Source organism: Phytobacter sp. (genome assembly GCF_059074235.1).
Genome location: NZ_JCACPZ010000009.1, coordinates 151,048 through 170,762, shown reverse-complemented (window position 1 = coordinate 170,762; position 19,715 = coordinate 151,048). Strand labels below are relative to the sequence as shown.

The following is a 19,715-nucleotide window of genomic DNA, read 5'->3' as shown; positions in this document are numbered from 1 at the left end:
TAACAGGAAGAGGATGCAGAGTGAATGGCCGCAGAAAAGCGGTTTTCAGACACGTCGTGCCTCACTGATTTGCCCATCGGCAACCCGGATACAGCGCGACATTCGTCGGGCAATCGCGTTATCGTGGGTGACCAGCACCAGTGTCGTGCCGACAGTGCGGTTCAGGCTCAGTAACAAATCGATGATATCGTTGGCGTTCTGGCTATCAAGATTCCCGGTAGGCTCGTCGGCGAGTAACAGGGCCGGTTCGCCAACCAGTGCGCGTGCAATTGCTACGCGCTGCCGCTGGCCACCAGACAAATCGGCAGGCCGATGGTGAGCATATTCGCGTAACCCAACACGCTGAAGTTGCTTTCGCGCGGCGTCCTGTGCGTCACAACGCATCACTCCCCGGTACAACAGCGGCAAGGCAACATTCTCTACGGCACTGAGGCGGGGTAACAGATTGAAGCTCTGGAACACAAAACCAATGATACGATTGCGGGCCGTCGCGCGAGCATCAATACCGCAGCGGGACATATCTTCGCCATTAAACAAAACTCGCCCGGAGTCAGGCGTATCGAGGAGCCCTAACAAATTGAGTAATGTGCTTTTCCCTGAGCCGGAAGCACCAACGATGGCGCAGCTTTGCCCTGTCGGGATGGATAACGAAATATCGTGCAATATGGTTTGCCGGGAATGGCCAGATCCATAGGAATAGGTAACAGACTCCAGGCGAATCAAATCCAAGCCAGAGCTCGCTATTTCCGTTACTTTTTTTCCAGGGCAATAAAACTGTTCCATGTTCGCCAACAATTCATCCTGATGCAGACAGGTAAGAGGAAAACTCCATTATTAATATTAACGGTTGGGAAGCCGAAAACTTTAGGTATTCTGCGCTATTTTATACCACGCGGGTGCATTAAAACTGATACCGATCAATTATTCAGCAACAAGCTCAATTCTCCAACAAAGACCATTTACACCTACCAAAAATAGCATCTAAAGAATTGACTCCATAAGCCGATAAACTTTCGGTCTGTTGCCTGTAACATTTAAAATATTAACAATAATTAAGCCACGCTTAAATAAAACATTAAGCATTGACAAAGAAAAACATGTAATTTATTTTTTTACGGAATCGTGGCGAGTTAATCCGAATTATTGAGTTACCTTGTTTAAAATCAGGACAACTCAATAATTCCCATGATTTAAGTTAAATATCATGGATTATAGTTAGCTTACTCTTTAATGAGGCTTTAAATGAAACGGAAATCAATTCTACTGGCTTTATCTGGCTTAATGTTTATCTCTTCAAGCGCCTTCGCAACAGGTGGCGCATCCATCGGCTCCATGCTCGCCCCATCAGTTTCAGTTAAAAACCAATGGTATAATAAAGCATTCCCGGTTACCGCAGGTACGCCATCAACGGGAAAAGTGGGCATGGTTTACTATACCTGGGCTTACAGCTATTATCCGGCAGGTTTACAGGTTTATTTATGCTATAACAACGGCAATACTTGCATGGATGTCTCCAATGCACGTTCAGGAAGCGTTAACTTCTCAGCTTATAATATCGCACCAAATCAACCGATCAGTTTGTACGCCCGTGTAAATGGCACCGGAAAAATGGTGACCGCAAATGGTCAGTCAAGCCAGGCTATCGTTAACTACGAATTCTAATCATTATTTCCACACATAACGGAAATGTAATTATTATTACTATCGTAGCGTAATAATAAGAATGTGAAGAGAATTAGTTTACAGCCACAATGCCCGATAAAATCGGTCTCACCCTATCGGGCATTTCAGAAATATATATCAGTGAGCATCGTTCCCATCATCCTTATTAAAGAAATGTTCTTTTCTGACTTTCCTCCCCCAGACCAACTTGACTTAGATCACAAAAATTAAGCCACATCCTACGTCTCCCGTTGATCGCTTTTGCTAGCCTCAAGGTTCAGGCAAAGCTCAACGTGGAGGTATTCTTGCTGATTAAATTTAAGAAAGAACGTTCTCACCAGGAAGATCGGCGGCTGGCGCTGTGGCTGGCAACGTCTGCTGGGCTATTGAATGCCATTGCGCTTGGGGCATTTGGATTTTTCCCCTCACACATGACAGGTAACACGTCCCAGCTCTCCAGCGAAGTCTCCTCTACGGATCTGAAAGACATTCTTTTCTTTAGCGCGATTATTCTGGCGTTTGTCGCCGGAGCCATCACTTCTCGCCTTCTGGTGTTGTGGGGCATCGTGCATAACGTAAGGCTGGTTTTTTGCCAGATCCTGTTTGCGGAGGGGCTGCTACTGATCGGCATCTCGGTATATGAAATGTACTTTCATACCTTCAGCACCAACCGGGAAATCATTATTCTTCTTTGCGGCCTGATGGGGATTCACAATTCGACCTCCACGCAGCTTTCCGGAGGTAGAGTGCGATCCACCCACATTACCGGAACACTGACCGATGCCGGTATTTCCCTGGCATCGGTCATCGTGGCCATGCTGCGTCGCGATTATTCTAAAGATACGGCAGCACAAAAAAGTCAGTTAACAACCCATCTGACAACAATATTCTCATTCCTCGGTGGCGGTGTTGCCGGACTGGTACTGTTCAGAGCGGTGGGATTTAATGCCATGATGGCACTGGGGGCGTTGCTCATGTTGGTCGCCACGGTCTCTATTATTACCGTCAGCATTCGCGTGCGGAGGGTTCGCGTCAGCGCGTCGTAACTCACTTCCTTCACCGTACGGGTATTGTGTAGAACAGTGCCCCCTTTTTCTGGTAGCTCATCACGTTTTTTATAATATCAATTAACGCGCATACTGAGTGCTGACAGGACTTACGACCAACAGGGAGACCCATGCGTACTTTATTAGCCTTGTTAATTACGGTATCGCTTAGTGGATGCATCAGTTCCCCTCAAGGGGCGCAATATGCCGCAGAATACGCGAACCATCAGGATATTCGCTCGCAGAGCGTTTATCGGTTTAACACAAAAGCCATTAAACCCAGCGGAGAAAGCTACTGGGGCTCCAACGATTTAGCGCAGCTTTTTTACGTGTCCAGCGAGAAAGCTGCGGTGGTTAAATTACGCTTCAATTATCCGGACAAGACCGTACAAGCCACCTCGCTGGATGCACAGAACAACGTTTTGCGACAGACAACCTTTATCCTGCTTGATGAGTCTGCGGAAAAGCCCTCAGATCCCGAGGCGCTCTATTTTTACCTGACCCCAAAAGGTGAGTTATTACGCAAAACACGGAACTGTACACCGGATATGAGCGTCGGTTGCCAATGGTATAACCATCAAGTGTTTATTACACATAGCGGCAATCTTGCTACTCAGTATGAGACTGGCGCGGCGGGAATGGCATTTTTGGTTTTCCCTATGTACGGATCCCAAAAATACCTGGAAATATTCCCGAAAGCGCCTGATTGATAATCGGAACGGAGAGACAAACATTATTCCCAGCGGTTTAGCTTTGAACAAATCACGGCATCAAAACGCAAAGGAACGTCTGTCTTCAATGAAGGGCAATCATGTCAGGCCGGGCAGTCACTACACTACCCGGCCAGCTTACAACTTAGAACGTTTCCCAGTTGCTGTCACTGGCAGCAGGTGCAGCAGAGGCCATCGCTACACGTGGTGCCGCGGTGGGTTTACCGGGTTTGCTTTGCAGCAGCGTGTTATGTCCGTTGACGCGAAATACTGCAACGGCCTGACGCAGCTGCTCTGCCTGCTCTTCCAGTGCTGCGGAAGCCGCAGCGGACTCCTGCACCAGCGAGGCGTTCTGCTGGGTTACGCTGTCCATTTGCGACACGGCGAGGCTGACCTGCTCAATCCCTTTGCTCTGCTCGTCCGACGCGGAGGCGATTTCCCCCATAATGTCGGTCACGCGGGTCACGGCATTGACGATCTCCTGCATCGTGTTGCCCGCTTCTGCCACCAGCGAGGTGCCAGAATTGACGCGGTTAACCGAGTTTTCAATCAGCGTTTTGATCTCTTTGGCCGCCTGGGCGCTGCGGCTGGCAAGTGTACGCACTTCACCAGCAACCACGGCGAATCCACGCCCCTGCTCGCCCGCACGTGCAGCTTCCACGGCGGCGTTCAGTGCCAGAATGTTAGTCTGGAAGGCGATACCATCTATCACGCTGGTGATCTGCGCTATCTGTTGGGAACTACTGGAGATTTCACTCATGGTACGCACCACATCGCTCACCACCTGACCACCACGCGCAGCGGTGTCAGAGGCATTTTTCGCCAGATGTGAAGCCTGGCGGGCGTTGTCGGTGTTCTGTTTCACCGTGGCGGTCAGTTGCTCCATGCTGGCAGCGGTCTCTTCCAGCGAAGCCGCCTGCTGTTCGGTACGTGAGGAGAGATCGTTGTTGCCGGTCGAGATTTCGCTTGCACCGGTATAAATCGAATCGGAACTGTTGCGCACCGCGCCCACGGTTTTGAACCAGCGAGGATTGCATCTCGTGCAGACCGGTCGCCAGTTGGCTCATCTCGTTACGGCCTTCGGCGGAGATCGGTCTGTGTCAAATCGCCACCGGCAATGGCGCGAATGTGCCCCATTACGCTGTGCAGCGGTCTGAGCAGCAGGTGTTGCAGCCCCAGCCAGATAACCACCATCACCGCAATCACCGCCAGCAAAATCCCCCCCAGCGTCCACTGCATGCTGGTGAAGCTGCTCTGGTTCTCGCGAGCGGCAGCCTGCAGGAATGATGCCGTTCTCCGCACGCCATTTGGCATAGCTGGCGTCCATATCGTCCTGCGCCTGCTGAGCATCTAAGGTTGCCGTAGGCTTCGTAGTTGTTGGCCCGCAGGAAGGTGATGGATTGCTGGAGGACGTCGTGCATTTTAGTGATGTTCTGCGAGACTTCCTCGGCTAAAGCGGCATCCTGACCTGCCACACGCGGCGTGCTCTTGTAGTTGTTGAAGTAACCCTCTGACTTACTCAATGACTCAGAGGCGGTGGTCAGCAACTTTTCGATACTCGCCAGAGAGGCCGGATCGCGCTGATTTTTCAAAAAACGGATGGCCACGCGGGTAACAGTGACACGGGTTTTGATCAGCGTGTTAACGCTGTCACCCAGATTTTCTTGCTGTGCGCTGAGAACACCAGTGTTCTGGAAGTTTACTCTGTCGTTGTTAACCGCAGAGTAGAAAAGTCCCCCGGTGACCAGTTGAAGAAGACAAAAGACCGACAGCGCGATAATGATGCCGGTAATAACTCGTATATTTTTGAGCATAGCCATAGTCCGTGGGAGAGTAGATATTGCACGATATATTATCGACCCCGCCAAAATTAACTTTACAGTAACTTTACGATTGCACTGCGTAACACCCTGAAACAGGGTCATTTTCAGGGTGTTTTCGGCGCATTTTCAGTCCCTTGCATGTTCAGGCAGTAAATAAAATAAACCTGACGTATCATTGCTGCCTATACATATTGCTCTGACAGGGAATCGCGCCATGAACCCACGGCGGGTGTTAATTATTGAGGATGATGCAGACGCAGCGGGTGTGCTTGACGCCTACCTGCGACGGGAAAATTACGCGGTGGCCATCTCGGGAGACGGTCGTACCGGACTGGATGTCGCCCGCCAGTGGAAGCCCGATATCATTCTGCTGGATGTCATGTTGCCCTCGATGAATGGCACTGAAGTGCTGGCCGCGATACGACGTGACGGCCAGACTCCGGTGATAATGATCACCGCCATGGGCGACCTGCCCGACAAAATTGGCGCCCTGCGCTATGGCGCGGATGATTACATCGTCAAACCCTACGATCCGCGTGAAGTAGTGGCACGGGTACAGGCGGTGCTGCGGCGTTACCAGCATCAGAACGAGCCGGAAGAGATCCTGCGCTGGCAAGGGTTGGAGGTGGACACTCTTGCCCTGACGGCGGTCATGATTAACAAGGACCAGAAGCCGCTGCTGCTGGATCTGACGCCCACCGAATTCTCTCTGCTTACGCTACTGATGCGCTCACCGGTGCGAGCGCATACCCGACTTTCGTTACTCGAACAGTGCCTTCCCGACAGCGATGCGCTGGAGCGTGTCGTGGACACCCATATTTATAATCTGCGCAAGAAGCTCGAATCAGCGGGGATGACCGATGTCCTGCTGAATGTGCGTGGCGTGGGTTACAGGTTCAGACAACCATGAAAACCTCTGCCGATCAGTCTCTCTGGCGCTGGATATGCATCCGCATTTCGATTTTTTCGATCTGCTCGGTGTTTGTGTTTGTGGCCTCTATCTGGGTACGCTACGCCCTGCAGGCAGTGTGGCTAAAGCACCAAATGCCCGCCGCCGTGCGCGAAGAGTATGCGCTGATCAAAGCCCATCCCCCTGCTGACCCGACCCGTTTTCACCAGATTATTGACCAGTGGTGGGGGCTGAGTTACACCGACCCGAACATCGCTTCAGAAGACTGGTTGATCATTGGTGTACTGATCCTCATTTTGATCCCGTGCCTGGTGTTCTGGGGACTGAAGACCGTGCGCCCGCTAGCGGTACAATTCAGCCGCTTGACTGCTGCTGCCCGCGCCGTTGCCCGGGGCGATTTTACCGCCCAGGCGCAGCCACTGGATAACGCCCCGGCAGAGATGACATCGTTTGTGCGCGACTTTAACCACATGACCCAGCAACTGGCCCGTTATGATCGGGAGTTACGGGCCTCCCATGTGGCAATGGCCCACGAACTGCGCTCGCCGCTGACCGCCGCAATGGGGCGCTTACAGGGAATGATGGACGGCGTATTTACCCCGGATCAGACGCAACTGTCGATGGTCATGAAACAGCTTCAGTCCCTCAGCCAACTGGCGGACGGACTGCAATTGCTGTCGCTGGCCGACGCCGATCGTCTGGTGCTGGACTACCATCGCTTTAATCTGACGGATCTGCTCAAAGAGCGCATCGCATGGATACATGCCCGTGCCGAGCAAGCAGGTCTGATCATTACGCTGGACGCTGACAGAGACTGCTCTTTAGCGGCTGATGCCAGCAAAATCGGCCAGGTTATCACCCTGATTCTGGAAAATACGCTTTCGTACGCCAGCGAAGGCAAAAGACTGAACATCCGTGTCACGCGGCAGGCCGGAAGTGTAGAGATGCGCTTTCGCGATGCGGGGCCGGGTGTATCGGCGGATTTTCTCGTCGACATGTTTGAGCGTTTTACCCGTGCAGAGACGTCTCGCGCACGCCATTCCGGCGGTAGCGGCCTGGGGTTGTCCATCGCCAGGGCGATTTGCCAGGCGCACCACGGCGAGATAAGCGCGGTACTGCCTGCAAGTGGTGGTCTGGAGTTAACGGTGCGGTTGCCGGAGGTTGGCTAGCGCCGCCTTTCCCTCCGGCTAAAACTGTCCGTGCTCGCATTTTCCCCCGCCTTGACACACTCTTGATAAATCCTGCAAAGAATCTGGATAACCGGGCGGTGAAATAGCGTCATCACAGCCAGGACACGCCAACATGACAGACTATCTCACCTCAGGACTGCGGCATCTGCTGCACTATTTCATGCAAAAAGGTCACAAATCATGGCTGCTATTCGCCCTGATACTCGCCTTCAGCCCGCTGTTTATCGCCATTATTCTGCACAGCTGTCGCGGGCAGGAACCGGATGAGACCTCATCGCCCCGACCGGTTAAATATATGGTCGTTCCACCACCGTCGTCGCAGGATGTCCAGTTGCGCGTCGGTGAAATTCATGCCCACGATGATGTCACACTCGGGTTTCGCACCAGCGGGCGCATTATCTCCCGCACGGTGGATGTTGGTTCACAGGTACAACCCGGACAGGTGATCGCCACCCTCGAAAGTGAAACCACACAGAATCAGTTTCTGTCTGCCCGGGCCGATCTCGACAGTGCAAAAGCAGCCGAACAGGTGGCAGCCTTAAACCTGCGGCGCATGAAACAATTGATGCCCTCCGGGGCCATTTCTCTTTCAGCGCTGGACAGCGCCCAGGCCGAATGGCAGTCAGCTGCCGCCAAACGTAAAAGCGCAGAAGCAAGCCTGAAAATTGCCAATGAAAATGTCAGTTGGTCACGTCTGATTGCCCCCACCGCGGGTGTAGTCACCACCGTGAACGCCTCGGTCGGCCAGGTGGTCAGCGCCGGGGAAAGTGTGGTCACGCTGGCAGCCGGTGGCTCCCGTGATGCGGTGTTTGATGTCGCCTCGCCGGATGAGATGGCACGCGATCGCGAAAAGCCATTTACCGTGTCGCTGCTTTCAACCAGCTCCGTGAAGGCTCAGGCCATTTTCCGTGATATCAGCCCACAGGCCGATACCAAAACCCGCACATGGCGGGTTCGCCTGACCCTGGTTTCTCCCCCGTCAGAACTCGCATTAGGTGCCAGTGTGCAGGCGGCGTTTTCCCGGCATGAGCAGCCGACGATGGCCTTACCGGCCTCCGCGCTGACCCGTGCGGCGGGCAAGCCTGCGGTGTTTATTCTCGACAGCAACCGGATGCAGCTTGCGCTACAGCCAGTGACGCTGGCTGGCTTTTCCCCCAGCCATATTTTTGTTTCTGAGGGTGTGCAGCCGGGCAACAAAGTGGTGATTGCTGGGGTATCAAAGCTACGGGCCGGAGAAAAAGTCGCGCCAGGAGATGAGTTCGAATGAGTCATCGCCCTCCCCTGAAGATGAACTTTTCCTCCTGGGCTATCGCTAATCAGCAGTTAGTGGTGTTTTTTATGCTGTTGATTATGGCGATCGGCGTGAAAAGCTATGAAATGCTGTCGCGCAATGAAGACCCGAATTTCACCATTAAAACCGCCGTGGTTTCCGCGCAGTGGCCCGGTGCCAGCATCCAGGACACGCTTAACTTTGTGACCGATCCGCTGGAAAAAAAGCTCCAGGAGATCCCCTGGCTCGATTATGTGGAAAGCGAGACGCGCGGCGGCCGTACGGTGATTTTTGTCAATCTGCGCGATGACACGCCCCCTTCAAAGGTCAGCGACATCTGGTACCAGTTGCGTAAAAAAATGCAGGATATCGCCCCCTCACTGCCCTCCGGTGCGACCGGCCCGTGGGTGAATGATGAGTTCGATGACACCTTTGGCACGATCTACGCCTTCACTCGCGACGGTTTCTCTGACCGTGCGCTACGCGACCGCGTGGAGACCATCCGGCGTGACCTGATGTCGCTGCCAGATATCGGCAAGATCCAGCTACTGGGCGAACAGGAAGAACAAGTGGTTATTGCCTTCTCGCCACAAAAAATGGCCGGTCTGGGAGTGACGCTTGAGCAAATCACCGCCGCCCTGCAGGCACAAAACGCCATCGCCCCGTCAGGTACGGCCCGCACCGATAAAGAAAACATCGCGCTGCGGGTCAGCGGTGCGTTCTCCTCCGAAGAGAGTCTGAAGAGCGTTACCCTGCACGTGGACGATCGCTACATCCCCCTTACCGACATCGCCACTCTCAGCCGGGAGGACGCCGAACCGCCAACGCCACTTTTCCGCGTTAACGGGCAACCGGCTATTGGGCTGGCGGTGTCGATGGCCGCCACCGGCAACATGCTGCGCTTCGGCCAGGCGCTGAATGCGCGCATGGAGAACATCAGCAGCACCCTGCCCCATGGCATTGAAATGACCCGGGTTGCGGATCAATCACACGTTGTCGAGCACGCCGTGGACGAGTTTGTGCAGGTGCTGATCGAGGCGATTATTATCGTAATGGCGGTATCGTTTGTTTCGCTGGGCCTGCGTGCCGGGCTGGTGGTTGCTGCCGCCATTCCTCTGGTTCTGGCTCTCACGTTTACCCTGATGCTGGCAAGTGGGATTGGCCTGCAACGCATTTCCCTTGGGGCACTGATCATCGCGCTCGGTTTACTGGTGGATGATGCGATGATCACCGTGGAGGCGATGGTCGGTCGCCTTGAAGCGGGAGAGAGTAAAATCAAGGCTGCCAGCTATGCCTTTGGCACCACGGCGTTCCCGATGCTCACCGGAACGCTGGTGATGATTGCCGGGTTTATCCCCGTCGGCTTTGCTACCTCAAGTGCCGGAGAATACTGCTTCACGCTGTTTGCCGTGGTGCTGATTGCGCTGACCTGCTCCTGGGGGGTGGCAGTGGTCTTCTCGCCGCTGACCGGTGTCTGGATCCTGCCGCGTGTGCAGAAGGTACATAATCCGTCCCCGTCGCGCATCAAGCGGGGTTACACGCAGTTGCTCAATGCAGTCATGCGCCGCCGTGGGCTGACATTGACCGTTGCACTGCTGCTGTTGGCGTTATCCGGCGCGGCCACGCTCCTGTTGCAGGGCGGATTTTTCCCACCGTCCGACCGCCCGGAACTGCTGGTGAATCTGACCTTACCGGGAAACGCCTCCCAGACCGAGACCGCGTGGCAGACAGAGCGGCTGGAAAAAGCCCTCCAGGGTAACCCGAATATGGCCCGCTTTTCCTCGTACATTGGCAGCGGTGCGATCCGTTTTTATCTGCCGATGGATGTGGCGCTGGAAAACGAAAATATCGCCCAACTGGTGGTGGTGGCAAAAGACCTGCCCTCGCGCAACCGGCTGCAACAGCAGATCAACGACATCCTTTCACAGCAGTTCAGCGACATTGTCGCTCGTGTTTACCCGCTGGAGCTGGGGCCACCCGTGGGCTGGCCGGTGAAATACCGCGTCAGCGGGCCGGATTATGCAAAAGTGCAGCAGCTTGCTCAGACACTGGCAGCGCAGATTGCCCACAACCCGGACACCCGCGAAGTCAATGTCAGCGCGGGTGAACCTGAACGGGTGATCACCCTCAAGGTCAACCAGACCGCTGCGCGTGCTGCCGGTATCTCCTCGGAGAGCCTTGCGCAGGAACTCAATACGCTGTGGACCGGCACAACGGTGACCGCCATCCGCGATCGCAACCGACTGGTAGGGGTCACTCTGCGGGCCAATGATGAGGCACGCCAGGATCTACGCAGCTTCGCTTCGCTTTTTCTCACCGCCGACGATGGGCGTAAAATTCCGCTCAGCGAAATCGCCACGCCGGAATGGGGAGTCGATGACCCGCTGATCTGGCGACGTCAGCGCCTGCCTGTCATCACCGTACAGACGGATATTGCGCCAGGGCTACAGGCAGAAACTGTCTCTTCGGCGCTCAAGTCGACGGTCAATGCACTGCGGGCCAGCTTGCCGTATGGCTACCTGATTGAGGAAGGTGGCACGGTGGCGGAATCAGAAAAAGGCAACCGTTCGGTATTTAGCGTGCTGCCCTTTTCCCTGGCATTGACGCTGGTGCTGCTGATGCTGCAGTTGAAACGCTTTTCCCGCGTTTTACTGGCGCTGTTTATGGCCCCATTCTGCCTGCCCGGCATTGTATTACTGATGCTGCCTACCCGCACTCCGATGGGATTTGCGGCGATTCTGGGCATGATTGCGCTGGCCGGGATGATCGTTCGCAATGCAGTGATCCTGATTAGCGAGGTGGACAGTAACACGCGCAGCGGCCTGCCCCGCGACACCGCGATTATTACCGCCAGCCTGCACCGGGCAAGACCCATTTTGCTCACTGCCTCTGCGGCGGTACTCGGTATGCTTCCCATCGCCGGTCAGGCCTTCTGGGCTCCGATGGCCTTTGTCATTATCGGTGGATTACTGGCCGCTACGCTGGTGACATTAACCATCCTCCCCGCCTCCCTGAGTCTGGTGATGCAACTGGAAGAGAAAGCGATGGCAATCCGGTCACATTGACGGCAAAACGGCAGGTAAATGCCTGCCGTTATCCTCTTTCCTATGCCCTTGTAGATATTCACGTTATTTATTTTTCCGGGATGTCTTCAGTCTCTTGGGTGTTACCCACATGGTTATCCCCCGTTTCTGTGGATAAACCTGGTCTGGGAGGGCTTCAAGCGAAAGAGGCCCTGCCCCAGTTGCCCAATCTGTTTTCAGAAGCAGAGAACAGCACCATTTTGTTTCTACGGAAAATACAGCCGTTCAACCCAGCGCCGGGAAATGTCACTTGAACGCTGCGGAAATGCTTTTATCCGATTGCTCATTTCATTAACGTTGCTTTCTGATTGCATCTTACAAGGTATTTTGAGCCGTCTTAGGGCATAGAGCTGACTGTAGCGGGAAGCAGGAATTTTGGTTTGAGCGAGGATCGGACTTTACTACAGTCAGGCTACCTTACTTAACTTACCGACTCTCCCTTTAAGTCTGAGCGGCACGGGAAATCAGCTTTCCCGTGCAATCTGACGGCTAAAAAGCTGCTACCCGTTCAGGGCGAATTTAATTGCGCTGCGGATAGTGGCAATCTGCGCCCGGTTGCATTCGTCCGGAGACGTTGCAGGGCTATCTGGATAAACTTCGGTCGTGGTTGTAAATGGCGCGCCGGTCATTGTGGCGCAAAGATGATAGGCGCTGTTTGGACTGACCCCGCCCCGGTAGACGATCCTGCCCTAAAGTTTGAGCACAGGAGCAGCAGCTGAGTGGCATTGAGACTTTGCGTGAGTTTCATCGATAGTGTCCTGTTAAGTTCAACGGTGTTGCCAGTGTCTACTATTATGCGCAACGCGGATTTTTATACCGCTGGCGCAGGAACAACGATCGATGGGAATGGGTCAAAGCGGTGGCATGGAAGCTGGCTCCAACTATGTCATGCAGGCGCCAGACTTTCGCATTCAGCTCAATAGAGAACTAAAAGACTCTTCTGCTACGTTTTCAGGAACCGTTTTAAAACGGCGGAGCCAGCTCAATTTATGCTCTTTAACTTGTTGCAATAAAGCCAGTGCTTTACCTTCATCTTTTGTAAAATCAACTAAAAAATAAGGATTTATAACTTTTAGCCAATTCAATAAGTCAGGTTGGTCCCACCAGGCAATATCTTCCAATGATTCGATAATTTTCTCGGAGAAGCGAAAGCGAATCAACTTTGCAGGGCTCCCGGCATAAATGCCGTAGGGCTCGGATCTGAAATTGGGAGGAAGGAGCGACCTGGCACCAATAACGCACCCATTTTCGACAATTCCCCCACCCAGCATCATGACTTCATCGCCGATCCAGATATCATTTTTGATGATTAAATCGCCATACTGTGGCAGAGACGGGGCTTTCAGCGCGGGATCTATAAATGACATTATTGCCGTCGACATTGAGCGCATCTCATGTTGCCCGTTAAGTAGGCATCTGATCCGCGAGCCACCCGCAACGAATCGACCAATATCCAGGCATTGCGCGTCACTATCATACTTAGCAATGGAACCAATTCCAAAGCCCGAACATTTTCCTATCCGCATCCTGCCAGCATTAAAAGCGTCTCCCAGCCAATTTTGGAAGAAGTTTTTAGGCAACGTGCTAAATAGACCATCTTTGTAGACTAAAACATCAAAATGCTGCGACATAGGATGAGTCGGATCGAATCCCAGGCAGTCATTATCAGTATCAATATTCACAGCGAACGTCCTTATTGGATGCTTGCAGCTACTAAGTTTATTAGTACCGCGCTGGACTATTTTATCTAAATTCACACACTTTTCTTACCCCCATAAATAGTGGGTTAATTATAATATTATTGAACATATTCTAAATTTATAGTGTCTCTGACTTGTTCCCCGTTTATAGATATACAGCTTTGTTAGTAACGCCTACATCAGATGTAAGAGTAACTGCTAACTTCCGCTTTTGGCCCAAAGCGGAAGGGCCGTGGGGAGCAGCTGTGAACGAGGAGCGGGCTTTCTCCTTTGCAGCCACTCAAAAGTTGTGACTCCCATTGAGTGGCTGACGAACTTACCGCGCTTCAGCTAGTAATGCGGCCTGCACTGCAGGGCGTGCACTGATAATTTCCCTATATGTCGATAACGCCGGCCAGCGATTCAGTTCGATGGAGAAGAATTTGCACCAGCCCAGCACTGTGAAGAGGTAGGCATCGGCAACACTGAATGAGGGGCCAGTCAGATAGGTTTTTTCATTGAGAGTCAGTTGGAGGAAATCGAACTGCCGGAATAGCTTCTCGCGAAAAATCGATTTGACGTCTTCGGGCAGCGCGCGGTTGAACAACGGTGCCGAACCGGCGTGTATTTCGCTGGTGATAAAGTTAAGCCATTCCTGCAGACGCACCCGAGCCCAACTGTCCGCTCGCGGTGCCAGACCCTTCTCCGGTTTCATATCGGCAAGGTACTGCACAATGGCAGGACCTTCAGTCAGTATCTGCCCATCATCCAGTTCAAGTGCAGCCACATAACCTTTTGGGTTAATGCTCCGGAAATCGCGCCCGTCAGCGGTGAACTTGCTTCTGTTGTCTACTTTGACCAATTCAAATTCAAGCTCCAACTCGCGCAGCACGATGTGTGGTGATAACGAACAGGTATCCGGGGCGTAATAGAGTTTCATGTTTTCTCCGTTTAAATTGAAAAGTCGTCGAGCAACGTCCTTCGCGATCCTGAACACATTGTATTTTACGCGGATTACCCTGTAAAATTAATGATATAAAATTTACTATTAGCTGAGCTACTGATAATCATGATGAATCTTTTACATTGGCGATTGATGGTTGCAGTGGCGGATGCACGCAATATCTCTCGCGCCGCAGAGGAGATAGGAATGACCCAGTCTGGGGCGAGCCAGGCCATTGCCCAGTTAGAGGCCTCACTGGGATTCCCGTTATTTACGCGTGAGCGACGCTATATAGGTGTCACCGCGCTGGGTGAGGCGGTTATCGAACACGCAAGAAACATGCTGTCCCAGCTGAACGCAATCCGCATCCTGGCTGACGAGAGCCGGGGGTTAAAAAGCGGGCGCATTCGGCTTGCCAGTTTTCCATCAGTGACTTCCACATTCTTGCCCGAACTGTTGCGAGATTTTAAGCGCCTGCATCCAGGTATTGAAGTAGTCATCCTGGAAGGTACAGATGAGGAAGTAGAGGAGTGGCTGGCGGCAGACACCGTTGAACTGGGAGTAGTAATGAATCCTGTACCCGGACGTGCAGATATTATATTAGGACAGGATGCCTGGATGGCGGTAATGCACGGCAGCAATCTACAGGCTCGCCATGCAAGGACTTATGGCATCACGCTTGAAGAGCTGGCAGGTCAGCCCTTTATTTTGGCGACAGGCGGATGTGTCATTAATGGAAAAAGCCTGATGGAGAAGGCTGGCTTGCAACTCTCAGACATACGCGTGACAGTACGCGACTGGATCAGCGCCTGTAAGCTCGTCGGTGAAGGCATGGGAGTCGCCCTTGTACCTGAATCAGCTCTGCCGGAGGAACTGCGCAGCCTGTGTGTGGTGCCGGTAACACCATCCATACACCGAGAATTTGGGTTGGTGTGTTCGCCATCCGGAAACGCTTCTGTTGCGACACAGTCACTACTTAAAGGACTACGTAAAGGTATATGAGTTGTTTCTTGGGTTTATTCAACTATGATATTTGATAAATTCATAAGGCATTTCCATAAACTGATAAATTAATATTTTAGATTCCTGACTTCCCTCTTGTTTCTTGCGTTTACTTCGAGATATAGAAAAAATGCTCGAAATTACTATAAGTAGCAGGAAAACGCTTTCTCATCATGTAGAAAGCGTTTTTAAGTTAGTGTTTATTTATTAAGATATTTGTTGAAGAATGCCGTGATATCACTGAATGGGATCTTATCCATACGATCATACAAATCAACATGAGTGGCGTCTTTAACTATCAGAAGCTCTTTAGGCTGATTTGCCGCTTCATAGGCTGTTTTGGAGAAATAAAGCGAGTGCGCTTTTTCACCATGAACAAACAGGATAGGACGCGGAGAGATTTCTTTAATATAGGTCATCAGAGGGAAATTCATGAAGGACATAGGTGTTGTTACCGACCATGAGTTTCCTGAATTGACCGCACGTGGGTGATATCCACGCTTTGTCATATAGTAGTCCGCATACTCTACGAGGAACTGCGCTTCGCCGCCTTTCAGTTTGTTATAAGGTGGTTGATAGGCAGGTTTACCATTTGCCGCATCTTCCCAGCGCTGAAGGCTCAGTTTCTCAAGCGTCTGCTCGCGCTGCTCCGGGGTTACACTGTCATTGTAGCCTTTCGACATAACCCGACTCATATCATACATAGTACTCGCAACAACAGCTTTAACACGTTTATCCACTGCAACGGCGTTCAGTGCAATCCCGCCCATGCCACATACACCGATTACACCGATTCGTTCACGATCCACATAAGGTTGCAATCCAATAAAATCGACCGCAGCCATAAAGTCCTCAGTATTAATATCAGGAGAGGCTATATTGCGTGGTTCACCGCTACTTTCCCCGGTATAAGACGGATCAAAAGCCAGTGTCACGAATCCACGCTCTGCTAACGTTTGTGCATAAAGGCCTGAAGCCTGCTCTTTTACAGCGCCGAAGGGCCCTGAAACAACAATGGCAGCAAGTTTCTTGTTTCCACGATCTTTAGGTAGATACACGTCTGCGGCCAGCGTAATGCCATAACGGTTTTTAAAAGTAACTTTTTGGTAATCCACTTTGTTACTTCCAGGGAAGGTTTTATCCCAAGTCTGAACCAGACTTATTGGAGTACCGGATACGTCTGACGTAGGCTGCGCGATTGCTGCCTCTGTTGAAATCATAGCCAGCGCTCCGGCGAGGAGAGCGCCATTAAAAAAGCGCTTTGAAGATTTTAGTGTCATGATATTAAAACCTTTCATTTAATGTTGAGGTAAATGTTTTCAGACAGCTTTCATGAGTATTTCAGTCACAACTTCCGGTGGGTAATCGCTGGCGATACCAAATGCTTTTACATTGATCTGGACGTTCTCGACGATAGCAGGCAAGTCTGCTTCTTTAATGTTCAGTTGTTCAAGACGTGTTGGCGTGCCAATTTCTGCAAACCAGTTTTCAAGCGCAGCAATACCTTCGTCTGCCGAATTGAGTCCGAATACGTATTTTGCGAAACGCTCAAACTGCGGTGTATTTTGGTTTTTGTACCATTTCATCCAGGCTGGCATGACAACTGACAACCCTGCCCCGTGCGGGACATTGAAAAGTGCTGATAAAGAGTGCTCGATTGCATGATTCGGGTAGCTGAATCCGGCGCAACCTGACAAAATCAGACCGTTTTGAGCAAGAGTGGCAGCCCAGGCAAATTCCCCACGTGCAGCTTCATCAACCGGATTTCTGATTAACGTTTGTGCTGTTTCAATCACCGTATTAATCAATGACTCAACCAGTCGCGACTGAATTACGGGCTGAACGGTTGCGGTGAAGTACACTTCAATAAGATGCGAAATGATATCAGCAGCAGAATACACCAGGTAATCGCGGGAGATGCCTGCCATCAGCGCCGGACTCAGTACGGAGACTACTGGACGCGTGTAGTCGTTACCGATCGATAATTTTTCCTGCGTAGCTTCGTTGGTGACAACGGCATACGGGTTCATTTCGCTACCCGTTGCGGCTATGGTCAGAATGGCGAATAAAGGTAAAGCGGAAGAAAGTTCACCTTTACCAATGAATAAATCCCAGACATCGCCATCATAATATGTTCCGGCAGCGATAGCTTTAGCACTATCAAGGACTGAGCCTCCACCAACGCTCAGAATTGCGTCCAAGTTATGTTGTTTTGCAAGTTCTACCCCTTCGCGGACTTTAGAAATCAACGGGTTACTTACGATGCCGCCAAGCTCTATATATTCAATACCGTGATGAGTAAGATTTTTGATCACCGTATCAAATAAGCCTTCTCGTTTGATACGTTCGCTACCGTAGCAAAGCAGAACTTTACGTGCGCCAACGTTGGCAATGTGCGCACCGATAGTTTCCTCTTTTCCAGAACCGAATTCGATGCGGGTTGGGTTGTAGAAAGTAAACTCTTTCACGTTTGTTTTCTCCAGATAACCTGTCAGGTAGCCAAAAATGCTTTTTCCTGAACGGCTTAAATATGTTCAGAGTAATGAGCTGATTTATAGGTCAGAGCCTCATTTTCAGTATTGCTATTTTTGATGCCTTTGATGAAATCTGTTATTAAAATACTCTGCATTATTTGCCTGATCCTATTAATCTGATATCAAAGCGTATATTTCAACCTTTATAACTGGTAAGTTGACGACGTTGCATAGACGTAACAAATGCGAGGCATTACAGAATGATTTCAGACAAGTCGGTTGAGAAACTACTCGGTTCGCTTTCCCGGGATATTTCGCATCGCGCGCCCGGTACCGGCGATTTCCCCACCGCTGTCGAAGGGCTGGAATTGTTCCGACGGAATGAACCAGCGCCTCCGGTGAGCTGCCTGGTTCCTCCCAGCATCGTTCTGGTGGCCGAGGGTGCGAAGATAATGTGGGTTGGAGGTGAACCTTATGAATATAATTCGGAAAAATTTCTGATCACTTCGCTCGACTTACCAGCTAGTTCCGAAGTACTACAGGCATCAGCATCACGACCCTGTGTCGGTGTAGCCTATAAACTTGACCAGCGCGTCCTGATGGAGTTAATTGCACAGGGAAGCCTGCCGCCAGTCAAAAAACGAGACGCAGGAACGGGGGTCGGTATAGGAACCATTACTGATGTTTTGCTGGAGCCATTCTGCCGCCTGCTTTCATTGCTTGACGAGCCTGAAGCCATCCCTGTTCTCGGCCCACTGATTCAAAGGGAAATACATTACAGGCTTTTGATGAGCGATCAGACCGATCATCTCAGGCAGATTGCCGCAGTAGACGGCCATGGCTACCGTATCGGCAAAGCTATCGACTGGTTAAAGACCAATATCGCATCGCCTTTACGTGTCGAGGAGCTGGCAAATCGGGTGCAAATGAGCACGCCATCCTTTCACCATCATTTCAGGCAGCTTGCGGGAATGAGTCCGCTCCGTTACCAGAAATGGCTGCGTCTCAATGAAGCAAGGCGACTGATGCTGAAGGAGCATTACGATGTCACCACTGCGGCCTTTGCTGTCGGTTATGAAAGCCTGTCCCATTTCAGCCGGGAATATACGAGGATGTTTGGGGAATCCCCAAAAAAGGACATCACGGTTCTAAGGCAATCTGCCAGTAAGCTTTGATAATCCACAGGGCTATCGGCTAAAACAGTGTGTTTAACTTAGTTCAATCACGAAGATTTTCGAAACAGACGAATGAGTATTCCCTGCTGAATTGAATTTAGTATGTACTGCCACTGTGACGTCTCAATATAATTTTCCTTCAGAAGCGCATCCCCTACTATTCCATTAATTCAAATCTTGCGCTGTATGAATATGGAGATAGAGGCAGCGCATCCGGATCATCTAGCTGACCAAGTTTGATTAAACCGTCAACGTACCCGCGATCTTTGTAAAAGATGGCAAGATTGCCCCATGGCTTAAATATCATAATGTCCCCTTTAAGGGCTTCTGTTCCCTTAGGAGAGTCCACTGTACGTAACTGTACAGGTAACATGCTGATCTTCTCCTCTCCTGCATAATCGTTAAGATGTAATTCCAAGGGAAATAATGCAGAAAAATCCCGACTCATATCACTTTCATTAATGGTGGCCGGTATAACTTTTTTATTAACGATAATGTTTAACTTCATAATTCTCTTTTCATGATTTTAAGCTTAAATAATCGTACCACATCGGGGGAAAGTAAATCTCGACAGAACAACATAACTCCAAGTATTTTTCTCAATAAATCATTATTCGCTTGCACCCGGCTCGCAATAATACTCACTATTTTGAATTGCAAAGCCATGAACGCTGGCTCAGCCACCGGACGAGGTATGTACTAATCATTATTTTACTCGTGCAGACTACTGTATCGCAGCATATTAGTT

Annotated in this window: 15 protein-coding genes and 1 pseudogene; 9 read left to right on the top strand and 7 right to left on the bottom strand. The window is 51.2% G+C overall.

The annotated features are described in order from the left end of the window. Nucleotides 1-45: 45 nt before the first annotated feature. Nucleotides 46-783 carry an ABC transporter ATP-binding protein gene (locus AC5JPW_RS25285; protein ID WP_494244443.1) on the bottom strand — a complete coding sequence of 246 codons (738 nt, stop codon included), beginning with the start codon at nt 781-783 and terminating at the stop codon, nt 46-48. A 459-nt stretch (nt 784-1,242) separates the two neighbouring features. On the opposite strand from AC5JPW_RS25285, the gene AC5JPW_RS25280 reads away from it, so the two are divergent. From AC5JPW_RS25280 to AC5JPW_RS25270, 3 genes are all read left to right on the top strand, one after another. After that, a complete protein-coding gene (locus tag AC5JPW_RS25280; RefSeq protein WP_494244207.1) occupies nt 1,243-1,662 on the top strand; it encodes a flagellar protein FlhE in 420 nt (139 codons plus the stop codon). A 305-nt stretch (nt 1,663-1,967) separates the two neighbouring features. Next, on the top strand, nt 1,968-2,708 hold the full coding sequence (locus AC5JPW_RS25275) for a YoaK family protein (protein ID WP_494244205.1): 741 nt from the start codon (nt 1,968-1,970) through the stop codon (nt 2,706-2,708). 131 nt (nt 2,709-2,839) lie between these two features. After that, entirely contained in the window at nt 2,840-3,418 is a 579-nt protein-coding gene (locus AC5JPW_RS25270; RefSeq protein ID WP_494244204.1) for a hypothetical protein, read from the top strand. A 145-nt stretch (nt 3,419-3,563) separates the two neighbouring features. Here the strand turns inward: AC5JPW_RS25270 and tcp are convergent. Then, a pseudogene (gene tcp / locus AC5JPW_RS25265) lies at nt 3,564-5,232 on the bottom strand (methyl-accepting chemotaxis citrate transducer). A gap of 223 nt (nt 5,233-5,455) precedes the next feature. Here tcp and AC5JPW_RS25260 point away from each other — a divergent pair. The 4 genes from AC5JPW_RS25260 to AC5JPW_RS25245 all read left to right on the top strand — a co-directional run bounded on the left by AC5JPW_RS25260 (nt 5,456) and on the right by AC5JPW_RS25245 (nt 11,676). Continuing rightward, nucleotides 5,456-6,151 (top strand): response regulator, encoded by a 696-nt coding sequence (locus AC5JPW_RS25260; RefSeq protein ID WP_494244202.1) that lies wholly within the window; start codon nt 5,456-5,458, stop codon nt 6,149-6,151. Next, nucleotides 6,148-7,320 (top strand): sensor histidine kinase, encoded by a 1,173-nt coding sequence (locus AC5JPW_RS25255; RefSeq protein WP_494244201.1) that lies wholly within the window; start codon nt 6,148-6,150, stop codon nt 7,318-7,320. The genes AC5JPW_RS25260 and AC5JPW_RS25255 overlap by 4 nt, the downstream gene beginning before the upstream one ends. A 133-nt stretch (nt 7,321-7,453) precedes the next feature. Continuing rightward, the gene (locus AC5JPW_RS25250) at nt 7,454-8,608 is read left to right on the top strand and encodes an efflux RND transporter periplasmic adaptor subunit (RefSeq protein ID WP_494244199.1); all 1,155 of its coding nucleotides are present in this window, start codon (nt 7,454-7,456) and stop codon (nt 8,606-8,608) included. After that, nucleotides 8,605-11,676, top strand: a complete 3,072-nt coding sequence (locus AC5JPW_RS25245) for an efflux RND transporter permease subunit (RefSeq protein WP_494244197.1) — start codon at nt 8,605-8,607, stop codon at nt 11,674-11,676. Before AC5JPW_RS25250 ends, AC5JPW_RS25245 begins: the two co-directional genes overlap by 4 nt. Nucleotides 11,677-12,605: 929 nt before the next feature. On the opposite strand, the gene AC5JPW_RS25240 is transcribed toward AC5JPW_RS25245, so the two are convergent. Together AC5JPW_RS25240 and gstA are read right to left on the bottom strand one after the other, a co-directional pair. Beyond that, on the bottom strand, nt 12,606-13,376 hold the full coding sequence (locus tag AC5JPW_RS25240) for an LbetaH domain-containing protein (RefSeq protein ID WP_494244195.1): 771 nt from the start codon (nt 13,374-13,376) through the stop codon (nt 12,606-12,608). Between the two features lie 334 nt (nt 13,377-13,710). Continuing rightward, nucleotides 13,711-14,313 (bottom strand): glutathione transferase GstA, encoded by a 603-nt coding sequence (gene gstA / locus AC5JPW_RS25235; protein WP_494244194.1) that lies wholly within the window; start codon nt 14,311-14,313, stop codon nt 13,711-13,713. A 129-nt stretch (nt 14,314-14,442) separates the two neighbouring features. Between gstA and AC5JPW_RS25230 the strand changes: the two genes are divergently transcribed. Continuing rightward, complete coding sequence (locus AC5JPW_RS25230; RefSeq protein WP_494244192.1) at nt 14,443-15,318, top strand: LysR family transcriptional regulator; 876 nt, start codon at nt 14,443-14,445, stop codon at nt 15,316-15,318. Nucleotides 15,319-15,518: 200 nt separating this feature from the next. Here AC5JPW_RS25230 and AC5JPW_RS25225 read toward each other — a convergent pair whose 3' ends face one another. Both AC5JPW_RS25225 and AC5JPW_RS25220 read right to left on the bottom strand, forming a co-directional pair. Further along, nucleotides 15,519-16,616: an alpha/beta hydrolase gene (locus AC5JPW_RS25225; RefSeq protein ID WP_494244190.1), complete on the bottom strand. Its 1,098-nt coding sequence runs from the start codon at nt 16,614-16,616 to the stop codon at nt 15,519-15,521. A 21-nt stretch (nt 16,617-16,637) separates the two neighbouring features. After that, entirely contained in the window at nt 16,638-17,786 is a 1,149-nt protein-coding gene (locus AC5JPW_RS25220) for an iron-containing alcohol dehydrogenase (RefSeq protein ID WP_494244188.1), read from the bottom strand. A 266-nt stretch (nt 17,787-18,052) separates the two neighbouring features. On the opposite strand from AC5JPW_RS25220, the gene AC5JPW_RS25215 reads away from it, so the two are divergent. Beyond that, the gene (locus AC5JPW_RS25215) at nt 18,053-18,967 is read left to right on the top strand and encodes an AraC family transcriptional regulator (RefSeq protein ID WP_494244186.1); all 915 of its coding nucleotides are present in this window, start codon (nt 18,053-18,055) and stop codon (nt 18,965-18,967) included. A 157-nt stretch (nt 18,968-19,124) separates the two neighbouring features. On the opposite strand, the gene AC5JPW_RS25210 is transcribed toward AC5JPW_RS25215, so the two are convergent. Then, complete coding sequence (locus tag AC5JPW_RS25210) at nt 19,125-19,475, bottom strand: cyclophilin-like fold protein (RefSeq protein WP_494244184.1); 351 nt, start codon at nt 19,473-19,475, stop codon at nt 19,125-19,127. Between the last annotated feature and the right edge of the window lie 240 nt (nt 19,476-19,715).